Origin of the sequence: Roseomonas sp. BN140053 (genome assembly GCF_047690175.1) — a bacterium.
In the GTDB taxonomy this organism is placed as follows: domain Bacteria; phylum Pseudomonadota; class Alphaproteobacteria; order Acetobacterales; family Acetobacteraceae; genus Roseomonas.
Window position 1 is genome coordinate 120558 of the sequence record NZ_JBLLEB010000004.1, and the last position, 13422, is coordinate 133979.

A 13422-nucleotide genomic window follows, 5' to 3' on the forward strand; every position below is an offset into this window, starting at 1 on the left:
TCAGGCGATGCCGTTGAAGCCGAAGGGCGCGCGGTCGGGCGACTTGCCCTCCGTGCCGTGCTCGCGCTCGCCCTTCCCGCCCTGGGCCTTGGCGCGGCTGCCATGCGGCCCGTCCTGTTCCTCGCCGAGGCGGGTCTTGGCGTCGGGGTCGAGGGACAGGATCTGCTGCATTTCCGTCTCGCCCAGGCAGGCCTGCTTCATCTGCTCCGCCGGCATGGACAGGCGGACCATGCCGCCATCCAGCCCGGCCACGGTGGTGAGCGGGATGTAGCGGTGTTCCCCACCCGAGAGCGGATCGGTCCTGGTCAGCTTGATGTATTCGCCCCGCACGGAATCCACGACGCCGAAGGGCTGCCCGTCGCTGCCCACCACCGGCATGTGGTCCTGAATCTCACCCTGCTGGATCTTCGCTGCATTGACCATGCGGGTTCCCTCCTTGCTGGCGCGCCCCGGGGGCGGCTGCCGCTAGCAACGGGACGCGTCGCGACGGGATGCGTCGGGCAAACCACACGTCGAAGCGACCGACCGGGGCCGGGGCAGGACCCCGGCCCGCGGCCCTCAGCGCTCGCCCTCGAAGGTGCTCTCGTGCCACTGGCCGAGCAGCAGTTGCTGCAGCCCCAGCATGATCCCGAACAGGATCAACCCGCTGACCGTGATCAGGAACAGTGCCGCGAACATGCGGGGGATGTCCAGCTGGAAGCCGGATTGCAGGATCTCGTAGGCCAGCCCGGCGGAACGGCCGCCGGTGCCGGCCACGAACTCCGCCACCACGGCCCCGATCAGCGCCAGTCCGGAGGAGATGCGCAGCCCCGCCAGGAACAGCGGCAGGGCCGAGGGGATGCGCAGCCGCAGCAGCATGGTCCGCCGCCCGACCTTGTTCATGCGGAAATAGCTCAGCAGGCCCGGATCGACGCTGCGCAAGCCGAGCGTGGTGTTGGAGATGATCGGGAAGATCGCGATCACGGTGGCGCAGACCACCAGCGCCACGGGCGTGTTCTTCACCAGGATGATGATCAGCGGCGCGATCGCCACGATGGGCGTGACCTGCAGCAGCACCGCGTAGGGCAGCAGGCTCATCTCGATCCAGCGGCTCTGCACGAACAGGAAGGCGATCGCGGTGCCGATGATCGTCGCGGTGGCAAAGGCGGTCAGCGTGATGCGCAGCGTGCTCCACAACGCCGGCAGCAGTTCGCGCCAGTTCTCCGCCAGGCTGGCCGCGATGTCGGTGGGGGCGGGAAACAGGTAGACCGGAACCTGCTGCCAGCGGCAGAAGCCTTCCCACAGGATCAGCAGCAACACGCCCACCGCGGCGGGCGCGAGCAGGCGCGGAAACCAGGACTGCGCGGCCCAGGGTCCCTTGGCCGTGGGTCGCACCGCGGCCCGGCCTTGCCCATCCTCGGGCGAGGCGGCCAGCGGCGCGGTGACCCCCAGCCCGGGTGAGGTGGCGGCCACAGCCGCCAGGCCGATGCCGGGCTGCGCCGGCGTGTCTGCCACGGCGGGGGTGCCGGCCGTAGGCAGGGTATCGCGGACGGATTCGGTGCTGCTCATGCGCTCACGCCGTCCTGCGGCTGGCCAGGGCGGCGTCGGACAGCATCGCCGACAGGTCGCGGCACGCCTGGGCGAAGCGGTCGCTGCTGCGGAATTCGGCGGTGCGCGGCATCGGCTCGTCCACGCGGAACTCGCCGAAGATGCGGCCGGGATGGGCCGCCATCACCACGATCCGGGATGACAGGAACACCGCCTCGTAGATGGAATGGGTGACGAAGATGGTGGTCAGCCCGCGCTCCCAGCTCAGCCGCGCCAAGTCCTCGTCCAGCCGGTTGCGGCTGAACTCGTCCAGCGCGCCGAAGGGCTCGTCCATCAGCAGCAGGTCGGGCTCGGTGACCATGGCGCGGGCGATGGACACGCGCATCCGCATGCCGCCCGAGAGCTGGCGCGGGAAGTGGCGGGCATAGGGGCCCAACTCCACCTGCGCCAGCGCCGCCTCCACGCGCTGCTTCGCTTCCGCGCGCGGCGTGCCCACGAAGTCCAACGGCAGGCGGACATTGGTGGACACGCGGCTCCAGGGCATCAGCGTCGGGTCCTGGAACACGAAGGCCAAGCGCCGGCCGGGCTGCCCGACACCCTCGAAGCCGCCACGCCACCACAGGATCCGGCCGTCGCTGGGCTCGATCAGCTTGGCCACCAGCTTCAGCAGCGTGGACTTGCCGCAGCCGGAAGGGCCGATCAGGCTGACGAACTCGCCGCCGGCGACGCGCAGCTGGATCGGGTCCAGCCCGCGCACGCCGTTGGCGAAGACCTTCTCGGCCGAGAGCAGCTCCACCGCCGGCACCACCCCGGCGCGCGGGGGAGCGCCGGCGGCAGCGGGCCGCGGCAAGGTGGCAGCGTCCATCAGCTCAGCGTCACCCGCATGTCGCGCACGAGGTCCAGCGTGAAAGCGTTGCGCCAGGGGGCGGAGGCCTTCAGCAGGTCGGCGCCCACCATGAAGTCGCGAGTCTTTTCCCAGCTTGCCTCATTCATGGTGCAGATCGCCGCGGCATCGGGCCCGTGGCCTTCCAGCGCCTTGATCTCGCGCAGCTTGCCGATCGCGTAGGCGATGCGGTCGCTCGTCATGCGCGGGTTGTCGGCCTGGATCAGCGCGTTGCCCGGCGCGGGATCGCCGGTGACGTAGCTCTTCCAGCCCTCGGCAGTGACCTGCAGGAAGCGGCGCAGCGCCTCCGCGTTGTTCTGCAGGAAGGGCCGCGTGGTCATCAGCGTGTTGCCGTAGGGCGGGTAGCCGTCATCGGCCAGCAGGAAGAACTTCACCTTGGCGCCCTGCTGCGCCGCCTCGAACGGCTCGGAGGTGACGTAGGACTGCACCGCCGTGTTGCGGTCCACCAGGAAGGGCTGCAGGTTGAAGGTGTAGGGGGCGGCGCTGCCGTCGGTGAAGCCGAAGCGGTTCTTCAGCCAGGGCCACCAGGTCGTGCGCGTGCTGTTGGCGATCAGGATGCGGTGGTTCTTCAGCGCGGCGATGTTCGGCACGTCGTCATGCGTCATCAGCCCCACCAGGTCGAACTGGAAGCTGGTGCCGATCGCCACCACGGGCAGGTTCTGCTCCTGCGCCTTCAGCACCTGCAGCGGGTAGCCCATGATGATGTCGGCCTCGCCGCCCAGCATCAGCTGGGTCGGGTTCACCTGCGGCCCGCCCATCTTGATCTCGACATCCAGCCCGGCCCGCTCGTACAGCCCGGTGGCCTTGGCCTGGTAATGGCCACCATGCTCCGCCTGGGCGAACCAGCTGGTGATCAGGCGGATCTTGGTGGGGCCGGCGGCGCGGGCGCGGCGCCCGAAGCTGCCCGCCGCGGCCGTGCCGGCGAGCGCTGCCGCGAAGCTGCGGCGCGGCAGCATCATCCTGGACATAGAGCTTCTCGACCCCGTGGAATTGGTGAACGGAGCCGTGCGGATTCCCTGGCGTTCGGCGGCGCGGGCAGTGTTCTGCCTCGGTGGCCCGGCGCCGCACCGCTGGCGCGGTTCGGGCCGGCTTCCCGCCGGTCCGCCCAGTTAAACTGCCGCACCGGGCGTTGAGAAGCCCAAAAGGCGGTCGCGGCAAGCTGCGGCCGCGCTATGCGCGGGCGCCTGTGGCACCCGGGCCGCAACGGGCCGGCACGGCGCAGCGCGAGGCACCGGCCCGGAGGCGACCGGCAGGAGCCGCGCTAGTCCGCCAGCAGCGCCATTCCTGCTTCCGCCCCGCCCAGGATCTCGGCCAGCCGCGACATCTCCACGCGGGTGGCGGGGCCGCCTTCCCGGGCCAGCTGGCGCAGCCGGTCCAGCAGGGCGCGACGCGAGGCGTCATAGGCGCCCTCGCCGCCCAGCGTGCGCGCCGCCAGCTCGAAGCGGCGCAGCGCCAGGGCCTGTTCCTCCAGCAGCGCGGCCTCGCCGTCGGACACGGCGCCCCGCGCCAGCCGTTCCGCCGGGGCCAGCACCTGTTCCCGGCCATGCGCGGCATAGGCCGCGCGGCAGGCCAGGTCGGCGCCGTGCCGCCAGCCTTCCAGCCGCTTGCGCCAGTCCGGGCCGCGCCCGGCGGTGGCGCTGGCCGCATCGTCCAGCAGGTCGCGCAGATTCTCGATGCTGGCGGGCAGCGCCTGCGGGCTGAGGCTGGGGATGTCCGGCAGCCGCGCTTCCAGCGCCGCTTCCAGCGCCGAATCCGCCATCCGCCCGGCGGCGGGCGAGATCGCGGTGGCCAGGGCGCTCAGCGCCCCGGGGCGCGACGCCGTGCGCAGCAGCGTCGCCAGCACGGCCCCGAAGGCTTCGCGCCCGGCGGGGGCGACCAGCCGCAGCGCCTGCCGCGCCAGCGCTTCCGGCGGGCCGTCCCGCCCGGCGGCCACGGCGCGCTGGATCGCCACGCCATGCGCCAGCACGGCGGCGCAAAGGGCGGCCAGGGGCTGGAACTGTTCGGGCCGCAGCCCGGCTTCCGTCCAGCCCGGGGGAACGCGTCCGGTTCCCGCCAGCAGGGCCAGCACCGCGGCGCCGTCCTCCCAGATCTGGGCGCCGAGGCCGATCACCGCCGGCTGATCGTCCAGCGACAGGCCGCTCAGCTGCGCCGTCACCTCCCGGCAGCGCGCGCCCAGCCCGGCCGCCACCGCGCCTGCCAGCGGCGTGAGCGCGTTGCGCGGCACCCGCCCGTCCTCCGGCCGCCAGCTGCCGGGGGCGACGATGGCGCCGTCCAGCGGCAGGAAGATCAGCCGGGTGAGGTTCAGCGGCCGCACCGGCCGCAGGGCGCGCAGGCGCCCGCGCGCCGCGTCCAGCACCCGGTCCGCCTCGCCGCGGTCGGGCAGGGCGTCCAGCATGGCCACGATGCGTTCCAGCTGGGCCGCGGTGCTGACGGCGATGGCGGCCGAGAGATGCGCCAGCTCCGTGCGGGACAGGCGGCTCATGGCGCCCCGCCCATCCGCGCCAGGGCGCGCTCGTTGCGCCGCTGCAGGTCCAGCATCCGCCCGGTGCGCCAGTCCTGGTTGGCCCGCACGGTGCGGCCGCGCAGGCCCTGCGCCCGCTCCTGTTCCCAGCTCGGGTCGAAGCCGGCCCAGCCATGCGCTTCCGTGGGCACCAGGGGCACCAGCACGGCCATGTCGCGCACGGCCTCGCCCCCGGCCTCCCGCCACAGGCCGAGGATCATTTCCCAGCCGTCCAGCAGCCAGTCCGGCCGGCCCGCCAGGCGTTGCACCTCCTGCGGGTTCACCAGCCAGCAGCGCAGCAGGGCGGGCACGTCCTCGGCCAGGGCCAGCACCTCCGCCAGGGCGGCGCGCGCCATGCCCAGGGTGACGCGGATGGCGCCGGCCACCAGCCGGGCGCAGGCACGGTCCACCTCGTCGCTGGTCTCGACGAAGCCGTCCAGGGCGCGTTCCAGCGCCTCCAGCTCCGGCAACAGGCGCGGCAGCACGGCCTGGGTCGGGTCGCCCGGCAGCCCCACGGGGTCGAGGATTTCCGCCACCTCCTCGATGGCGCGATAAGCGGCTTCCGGCCCGCCGGCGGCATCGGCCAGCTTGTCCGCCAGCACCGCCCGCGCGCGGCGGGCGAGCCGTTCCGGGTCCTCCTGCTCCGGCGGCGGCAGGCCGGCCCCGGGGCTCTCGCTCTGGCGGATCAGGCGCAGCAGCAGCACGTAATGGGTGGCCAGCCGGGACTGCTTGGCTTGGGCCAGTGCCAGGGCCGCGGCGCGCGCCGCTTCCCGCCCGGCATAGCCTTCCGCGGCCAGCGCCCGCGTGATGCCGCGCACCCGGTGCGGCGAGGGCGCGCGCAGGTCCGCCACCCGGGTCCAGAGTTGCCGGTCATGCAGCGAGGGGGTGCAGAGATCCGGCATGGCCACCCAGGGCAGGACGTAAACCCCTTCCCCGCCGGAGGGGTTGAGCACGATCAGTTCCAGGCTGCTGCCGCCCGAAGGCTTTTCCAGCGGCCGGGCGCGCGCGCCCAGCAGCAGCGGCGTGGTGAAGCCCATGCTGGTGCCGCGTTCCAGAAAGGTCACGGGCTGCCAACGGGACGCCCCGTAGCGCTCCAGCCGTGACAGGAAGCCATCATCGTCCATCGCCCGGAGTATGGCCGCGGGCGGGTGAACGAGGGGTCAACGGCGCCGGGCGGGACGGGTCGCGGCGGCGGGATGTTCCCTTTCCGTCCTCGCCCCGGCGGCGGGTGGCAACAGCAATGGCGCCGGGCGCACACAACCTGCCCGCGGAAGCGACGTTAGCCCGGCGGTACGACAGCGAGGAATGAGCCCATGGTGGAAACGCGTAGCGACCGCGATGCCCAGAACAAGGTCTGGGAGATGATCAAGGACATCGAGGTCGCGACCCTGGTGACCCTGGATGCCGAAGGCCGCTTCCACGGCCGCCCGATGCGGGCGCAGCAGAAGAGCTTCGACACGACCCTGTGGTTCTTCACCAACAACGACGCCCCGGTGGTGGAGGAGATCGGCCGCGACGGCCGCGTGCTGCTCTCCTACGCCTCGCCCAGCAGCCAGGATTACGTCAGCCTGTTCGGCCGCGCCAAGGTCGTGCACGACGTGGGCAAGCAGAAGGAACTCTGGACCGAGGGCATGCGCGTCTGGTTTCCGGCCGGCGCCGAGGACCCCAAGATCGCGCTGCTGGCCGTCGAGGTGGAAGGCGCGGAATACTGGGACGCGCCCTCCTCGACCGTGCTGCACGCCTATGGCTACGTGAAGGCCGTGACCACCGGCGAGCCGCCCAAGCCCGGCGAGAACGCCAAGGTGTCCTTTACCTGACGCCGCCGGCCGGGGGTGGCAGCCGCCGCTCCCGGCACCCGGCGGCGCCCCGGCTTTCCCGCGGGGCAGCCTTCTTCCGCGGCCCGCCTGGCCGCTACGTGCCCTATCCTCCCCCGATGCCGGTCGGCAATTCGCGTTGACAGGCCTGGGCCGTACCGCCACCGTATCGTGATACATGCTGTGCCGGGATGCGGGTTGTTCCGGCAAAGCCAGTGCCACGCGCCGGAAACAGGACGCGGGCGGGGGGACGTATCGATTTCCGGCAATCGTGCTCGGCCGTGCAGGCTGGTGCCGCCGTCGCCCCGCATCCGCACCGCCCGCCCCGTTCCGCTGCCGGCGTGCTGGCCAGGTCGTCGATCGGGCCGGTCGCAGAACCGGCCCGCCACCAGGGGGAACGAGAACGATGCGGACCAGGCGAGGCGTGATCGGCGCGGCGGGGGCCGCGGCCTTGGGAACACTGGGCGGCTTCGGCGCGCGGGCACAATCCGCGGGCGCCGCCGCGAACTATCCCGACCGCTCGGTGCGGATCATCGTTCCCTTCGGCGCGGGCGGCGGCAACGACATCCTGGCCCGCACCTATGGCCAGAAGCTCGGGGCACAGTTCGGGCAGACCTTCGTGGTGGAGAACCGCCCCGGCGCCTTCGGCCGCGTCGGCATCGAGGCGGTGATGCATTCCCGCCCCGACGGCTACACGCTGGGCGTCCATCCCAGCGGCCCCATCCTGATGGACCGCGGCGCCGAGAAGCCGCCCTACGACCTGGCCGAGGACCTCGTGCCCGTGGCCATGCTGGGCTCCTTCGCCGTGCTGCTGCTGGTGGCGGCCGACGCGCCCTTCCGGACCCTGGCCGACCTGATCGCCTGGGAAAAGAGCAACAAGGGCAAGGGCAACTTCGGCACCGGCGGCGCCGACCTGCGCTTCGCCATGGAGATGCTGAACCAGCGCGCCGGCACCAGCTTCGAGTACATCGCCTACCGGTCCAGCGTGGAAGCGATCAATGCCGCCGCCAGCCGCGACACCACCCTGGCCGTGGCGGATACCGGGCCGGCCATCGCGGCGCTGGAGGGCAAGCGCGTGCGTGCCCTCGCCGTCGTGGCGCCGCAGCGCCTGTCCCTGTTGCCGGAGGTGCCCACCACCGCCGAGGCAGGCTATCCCGGCATCGACGTGCGGTTCTGGATCGGCCTCTTCGCGCCGGCCGGCACGCCGCCGGAGGTGGTGGCGAAGCTGTCCGGCGCGGTGGCCGAAGCGTCGCGCGCCGCCGACCTGCGCGAGCGCCTGGCCGGGGTCGCCATGTCCGCCGAGGGCATGGGCGCGGCGCCCTTCCGGCAGCTGATCCAGCACGATGCCCAGGTTTGGCGCGACGTGGCGGAACAGGCCGGGGTGCCGCTGGTGCGGTAGCGGAAGCCGCCAGTCACCCGAGGCTCCCGGCGCGGCGTCCCGGTCGCGTCGCGGCCGGGCCGGCCAGCCTCCCCATCCCGGTTACGGCGGGGAAGCAGCCGGTGAGGCGCGGCACGGCGGCGCGCGCTTCGCCGGCCGGCGATCCTGTCCCGGCGCCAAGGCTCCGACCTGCCCCGCGGCGAAGGCCGCCACCGGCCGGGTGACGCGCCGCGCCCGCACCGGTGCGGCCGGCATGGCGCCGAACACCTCCTTGCGCGCCTCGATGATGGTGACGCCGGCGAGGTTCGGCGCCACCGCGCGCCCCACCGCTTCCCAAGCCCGCGCCCCGCCCAGCAGGGCACGGGCGCGAAAGGGCGGGATGAACAGCGCGCCCTCGCGGCGCTCCACCCGGAACAGGCTGCGCTCCAGCAGCCGCGCCAGCTGGCCGGGGCTGTAGGGCTGGCCATGGCCCAGCGGCGTGCGCTCCAGGTGCGCCCAGACGGAACGGCGGTTGGGCACCACGGCCAGCAGCCGGCCCTCGTCGCGCAGCACGCGCCAGGCGTCGCGCAGCAGGCGGCGGGTGTCGCCGGCATTCTCCAGCCCGTGCACCATCAGCACGGCGTCGAAGCTCAGGTCGGGAAAGGGCAGCGCGTCCTCCTCGACCAGCGTGGCGGCGCAGGGGCCGTCGGGCGGCCAGGGCAGCATCGGCCCGCCGGTGGCCGTGCCCAGTTGCGCCGGCACCGCGGAGACCAGCCGCGCCGCGCGGCGCCGCCACAGCCGCAGGTAGGGGCCGGCATGGCCGATCCCCAGCACCTCCTGCCCGGCCAGTTCCGGCCAGATGGCGCGCAGCCGCAGCCGCAGCAGGCGCTTGGCCACCACGCCGGTGGGGGATGCGTAGAAGGCGTCGAGCCCGTGGACCTCGGCGTGCATGGAACCGATATAGGGCGCCCGGAGCGCGGAGACACACAGCGATGACGATCAAGGTCCAGGCCGTACCCTGCCGGCAGGACAACTACGCCTGGCTGCTGGTCGACACGGACACCGGCACGGTGGCGCTCTGCGACCCCGGCGAGGCCGCGCCTGCCCTGGCGGCGCTGCAGGCCCTGCCCGAGCCCGGCCGCTGCGACTTCGTGCTGCTGACCCACCACCATGCCGACCATGTCGAGGGCGTGGCGGCCGTGGTGGCGGCCACCGGCGCCAAGGTGGTGGGCGCCGCGGCCGACGCGCATCGCCTGCCGCCGCTGGACCACGCGCTGGCGCCGGGCGACGGCCTGGCCCTGGGCAAGGCGCGCGCCGTGGTGATCGACACCCCCGGGCACACTCGCGGCCACATCGCCTTTCACGTGCAGGCGCCCGCCGCCGAGCCCGACGCGCTGCTGTGCGGCGACACGCTGTTCTCGCTGGGCTGCGGCAAGCTGCTGGAAGGCACGGCGGAGGAGATGTTCCTGTCGCTGCAACGCCTGCGCGTGCTGCCCCCCGACACGCTGGTCTGCTGCGGCCACGAATACACCGAGAGCAATGCCCGCTTCGCCCTGACCGTGGAGCCGGACAACGAGGCCCTGCGCGCCCGCGCCGCCGCCGTCCGGGCCCTGCGTGCGGACGGCAAGCCCACCGTGCCCACCACCATCGCGGAGGAGCTGGCCACCAACCCCTTCCTGCGCGCCCCCGACGTGGCGACGCTGGCGGCGCGCCGCCTGGCCAAGGACAGCTTCCGGTGACGCGCCGCGCCGGGCGGGGGAGGCCGCTGCCATGACGCTGGACCTGCGCGACCCGAGCCTGCCGGCCGATGCCGTGGCCGCCACGCTGGAACTGCGCCCCCACCCCGAGGGCGGGCGATTCCGCGAGGTGTGGCGCGACGAGCCCGGCGACGGCTCGCGCGGCGCCGGCACCGCCATCCAGTTCCTGCTGGCCGCCGGGGAACGGTCGCACTGGCACCGGGTGGACGCGGCGGAAACCTGGCTCTGGCAGGCCGGGGCGCCGCTGGTGCTGTCGATGTGCTGGGAGGGTTCGGACCCGTTGGAACTGCGCCTCGGCCCCGACCTGTCGGCTGGCCAGCGCCTTGTCGCGACGGTGCCGAAGGGCTGGTGGCAGGCGGCCACCCCCGCCGGCGGCTGGAGCCTGGTGGCCTGCACCGTCAGCCCCGCCTTCCGCTTCGAGGGCTTCGAACTGGCGCCCCCGGGCTGGTCGCCGGGCGGTGCCGCGTCGCCTTCGGCGTGACGATGCGCTCCCCCTCCCCGGGCCGGCCGGACAGCCCGGTCCCGTCGCAGCCGGCCGGCCGATGAGCGAGGCCGGCGCCTGGGACGCGCGTTACGCCGGGGGCGGCTTCACCTTCGGCGAGGCGCCCAACCTGTACCTGGAAAGCCTCGCCCCGCGGCTGCGGCCGGGGATGCGCGCCCTGGCCCTGGGCGACGGCGAGGGCCGCAACGGCGTTTGGCTGGCCGGGCAGGGGCTGGAGGTGACCAGCCTCGACTGGTCCGCCACGGGGCTGCGCAAGGCGGCGGCCCTGGCCGAGCGTCGCGGCGTGGCGCTGCGGGCGGAGGTCGCGGACCTCACGGCCTGGAACTGGCCGGTGGGGGCCTTCGACCTCGTGGCCTGGATCTTCGTCCACCTGCCGCCTGCGGATCGCGAAACGGTGGCGGCGCGCGCCGCGGCGACGCTGGCGCCGGGCGGGCTGCTGGCGATCGAGGGCTTCTCGCCGGCGCAGGAAGGCCGTCGCTCCGGCGGGCCGCGCGAGCCCTCGCTGCTCTGGACCGGGGCGGAAGCGCGGCGCCTGTTTGCCGGGCTGGAACTGCTGGAATGCCTGGAAGGCACGGTGCGGCTGGACGAGGGGCCGCGCCATCAGGGCGAGGCCGAGGTGGTGCGGGCCCTGTTCCGCCGGCCGGCCGCCTAGAGACAGTGGGCGCCGCGATCCGGGGTGGCGCGCCGGGGCCTGCCTGGCCGGGGTGCGGCCGGTGTTCGCCTTACTTCCTTACTCTCTTACTTCCTTACCGCCGACCGCTCCGGCAAGCCGGTTTTCAGAAAATAATCCTAATACAACAAGGGCTTGGTGGTCAAGCGTTTCGGCATCCGTGGCAGAATCCGCGGATTCTGTCACTTCGGGCCAATCCTGCCATTTTCGGGGAAATCTGCCACTACGGGGCGCCTGCCTGCCGCTGGCGGGACGCGGGCCAGGGACCGTGGCGCGAGGCGGCGGCCGACGCGTCGCGCCGGGAGAATGGCGGCTGGAGGGTGGGGCCTGCGGCCTGGGGCGTCAGGAAGTCCGGGGGGATACTTCCCCCCGGCTTTCTGCCGCCATCACCCCGGAACAGCCCCCCGTCGCGTCAGGCCGCGGCGGCGTCGCCTTCCAGCAGCGCGATCACCCGCTGCGGGTCGCGCTCGGCCCGGCAGGCGATCGTGCGGCCGCTGGGCAGGGGAATGGCGGTCAGCCCGGCATCCTCGTAGGTGCGCTGCATGCCGCGGCCGATATCGGCGAAGGCCGGCTCCACCCCGGCGGCGTCGCACAGGTCGCGGAAGCGCCAGATGGTGGACACCCGCGCCTGCGGCTCGCCGGCCGGGTCGCCCAGCGCCATCCACACCCCGTCGAAGCGCCGGAAGGCGATGCCGGCGCGGCCGCCCTCGGCGAAGAGCGTGCCCATGCTGTCCGGGGCCGCGCCAGCCGGCGGCGTCAGCGCCGCGGCGCGGGCGCCGAGGCTGCGCAGCTGTTCGCGCGTGGCGGCGTCGAAGGGCGTGGCCACCAGCTTGGCCGGCCGCAGCAGGCGGAACCCGGCCAGCAGCAGCAGCACCGCCGCCAGCCCCACCGCGAAGCGCAGCGAGGCCGGCGCCTGGGAGGAAAACACCACCTCCCACCAGGCCACGTCCGACACCCGCCCGTGATAGGCCACGGTGGCCAGCGTCAACCCGCAGATCACCCCCGCCGCCAGCGAGAGGAGGCGGCCCTCGGTCATCGGCTCGGCGGTCAGGCGGGCGTCGCGGTAGAAGGCCTGGCGCATGAAGGCCAGCAGCACGGCGATGGCCAGCAGCGCGCCGATGATCAGCCAGGGGTCGGAGCGCACCAGCAGGATCGCGGCACCGTTGAGCAGCAGGAACAGCCCGGCATACCAGGCGATGCGCAGGCGCCGCAGCATGCCCCAGGCCACCACCAGCAGCAGCGACCCCACCACGGAGGAGGCGAACTGGCTGAACAGCGAGGCCCATTCGCCGGCCCAGGCGGCCAGCACGGTGCCGCGCCCGGGCAGCGCGCCAATTACCAGCAGCGTCACCCCGGCCAGCCCGGTCAGCCCCGCCACCGCCGGCACTTCCAGCGCGTCGGCCACCCGCGCCTCGGCCCGCAGGCGGCGCAGCAGGGAGCGGCGCTGGCTCAGCTCGAAGCCCACGAACAGGGCGCCCGCCACGAAGAGCGGCGCGATGTAGTAGAACAGGCGGAACAGCAGCAGCGCGCCCACCACCTGCGGCGCGGGAATCCAGGGGCTGAGGCTGAGCATCATGAAGCCGTCGAAGACGCCCAGGCCCCCGGGGACGGAGGCGGCGAGGCCCGCGGTGTAGCCGGCCACGTAGATGCCCAGGAACATCAGGAAGGTCAGTTCCGGGGCGCCCGGCGGCGTGGCCGGCAGCAGCACGTAGAAGATGGTCGCGGTCACCGCGACGTCCACGCTGGCCAGCACCACCTGCGCCACGGCCATGCGGAACCCCGGCAGGTCCACCTGGTGGCCGAACAGCTTCAGGTGCGGCACGAAGCGCGCCAGCACCACGTAGACCGCCACGATCACCCACATGACCAGCGCCACCAGCCGCGCCGCCCAGTTCGGGATCAGCTCGCCGTCGCCGACCCAGGGCAGCACCTCCGGGTGCGTCATCAGCACGATGCCGCCCAGGGCGAAGCCGCCCAGGCCGAAGGTGAGCGAGGTGAAGGCGATGACCTTGGCGATTTCCACCGGGGTCAGCCCCCAGGCGGCGTAGAAGCGGTAGCGCACCGCCGCGCCCGACACCGCCGCGAAGCCCAGGTTGTGCGCCATGGTATAGGAGCAGAAGGAGGCCAGCGCGGTGCGCGAATAGGAGATCGGCTTGCCGGCATAGACGCTGCCCAGCCGGTCGTAGATCGTCAGCACGGCATAGGCCAGCAGCGTCCAGCCCAGCGCCAGCCAGATCTGGTGCGCCGGCGTGTCGTGCAGCGCCGCCGTCACGTCCGACAGGCGCAGCTCGCGGAACTCGCGCTGCACGACGTAGATCGCGACCACCAGCAGGATCAGCCCGAAGGCGGTGGCGGCGTGCTTCTTCAGCCCGGCGGGAAGCTTCACAGCGC

Annotated in this window: 13 protein-coding genes; 5 read left to right on the top strand and 8 right to left on the bottom strand. The window is 73.3% G+C overall.

Annotated features, from left to right (window positions below; all coding sequences use genetic code 11):
• The 6 genes from ACLIBK_RS06130 to ACLIBK_RS06155 all read right to left on the bottom strand — a co-directional run bounded on the left by ACLIBK_RS06130 (window position 1) and on the right by ACLIBK_RS06155 (window position 6055).
• A complete protein-coding gene (locus ACLIBK_RS06130; RefSeq protein WP_415386350.1) occupies window positions 1–423 on the bottom strand; it encodes a DUF2171 domain-containing protein in 423 nt (140 codons plus the stop codon).
• Between the two features lie 135 nt (window positions 424–558).
• Window positions 559–1323: an ABC transporter permease gene (locus tag ACLIBK_RS06135; RefSeq protein WP_415386470.1), complete on the bottom strand. Its 765-nt coding sequence runs from the start codon at window positions 1321–1323 to the stop codon at window positions 559–561.
• A 229-nt stretch (window positions 1324–1552) separates the two neighbouring features.
• A complete protein-coding gene (locus ACLIBK_RS06140; RefSeq protein WP_415386351.1) occupies window positions 1553–2392 on the bottom strand; it encodes an ABC transporter ATP-binding protein in 840 nt (279 codons plus the stop codon).
• Entirely contained in the window at window positions 2392–3399 is a 1008-nt protein-coding gene (locus tag ACLIBK_RS06145) for an ABC transporter substrate-binding protein (RefSeq protein WP_415386352.1), read from the bottom strand. Before ACLIBK_RS06145 ends, ACLIBK_RS06140 begins: the two co-directional genes overlap by 1 nt.
• 293 nt (window positions 3400–3692) lie before the next feature.
• Window positions 3693–4913, bottom strand: coding sequence for a hypothetical protein (locus ACLIBK_RS06150; RefSeq protein ID WP_415386353.1), 1221 nt, complete (start codon window positions 4911–4913; stop codon window positions 3693–3695).
• Window positions 4910–6055: a hypothetical protein gene (locus ACLIBK_RS06155; RefSeq protein ID WP_415386354.1), complete on the bottom strand. Its 1146-nt coding sequence runs from the start codon at window positions 6053–6055 to the stop codon at window positions 4910–4912. The genes ACLIBK_RS06150 and ACLIBK_RS06155 overlap by 4 nt, the downstream gene beginning before the upstream one ends.
• A gap of 189 nt (window positions 6056–6244) precedes the next feature.
• Here ACLIBK_RS06155 and ACLIBK_RS06160 point away from each other — a divergent pair, with 189 nt between their 5' ends.
• The gene (locus ACLIBK_RS06160; RefSeq protein WP_415386355.1) at window positions 6245–6748 is read left to right on the top strand and encodes a pyridoxamine 5'-phosphate oxidase family protein; all 504 of its coding nucleotides are present in this window, start codon (window positions 6245–6247) and stop codon (window positions 6746–6748) included.
• A gap of 403 nt (window positions 6749–7151) precedes the next feature.
• On the top strand, window positions 7152–8144 hold the full coding sequence (locus tag ACLIBK_RS06165) for a tripartite tricarboxylate transporter substrate binding protein (protein ID WP_415386356.1): 993 nt from the start codon (window positions 7152–7154) through the stop codon (window positions 8142–8144).
• Between the two features lie 81 nt (window positions 8145–8225).
• Here the strand turns inward: ACLIBK_RS06165 and ACLIBK_RS06170 are convergent, their stop codons facing one another.
• On the bottom strand, window positions 8226–9053 hold the full coding sequence (locus ACLIBK_RS06170; protein WP_415386357.1) for a class I SAM-dependent methyltransferase: 828 nt from the start codon (window positions 9051–9053) through the stop codon (window positions 8226–8228).
• A gap of 41 nt (window positions 9054–9094) precedes the next feature.
• Here ACLIBK_RS06170 and gloB point away from each other — a divergent pair, with 41 nt between their 5' ends.
• From gloB to ACLIBK_RS06185, 3 genes are all read left to right on the top strand, one after another.
• Entirely contained in the window at window positions 9095–9841 is a 747-nt protein-coding gene (gloB, locus tag ACLIBK_RS06175) for a hydroxyacylglutathione hydrolase (protein ID WP_415386358.1), read from the top strand.
• A gap of 31 nt (window positions 9842–9872) precedes the next feature.
• Window positions 9873–10340 (top strand): cupin domain-containing protein, encoded by a 468-nt coding sequence (locus tag ACLIBK_RS06180; protein WP_415386359.1) that lies wholly within the window; start codon window positions 9873–9875, stop codon window positions 10338–10340.
• A gap of 61 nt (window positions 10341–10401) precedes the next feature.
• Entirely contained in the window at window positions 10402–11013 is a 612-nt protein-coding gene (locus tag ACLIBK_RS06185; RefSeq protein ID WP_415386360.1) for an SAM-dependent methyltransferase, read from the top strand.
• A gap of 430 nt (window positions 11014–11443) precedes the next feature.
• Here the strand turns inward: ACLIBK_RS06185 and ACLIBK_RS06190 are convergent, their stop codons facing one another.
• Complete coding sequence (locus tag ACLIBK_RS06190; protein ID WP_415386361.1) at window positions 11444–13417, bottom strand: phosphatidylglycerol lysyltransferase domain-containing protein; 1974 nt, start codon at window positions 13415–13417, stop codon at window positions 11444–11446.
• Window positions 13418–13422: the final 5 nt, after the last annotated feature.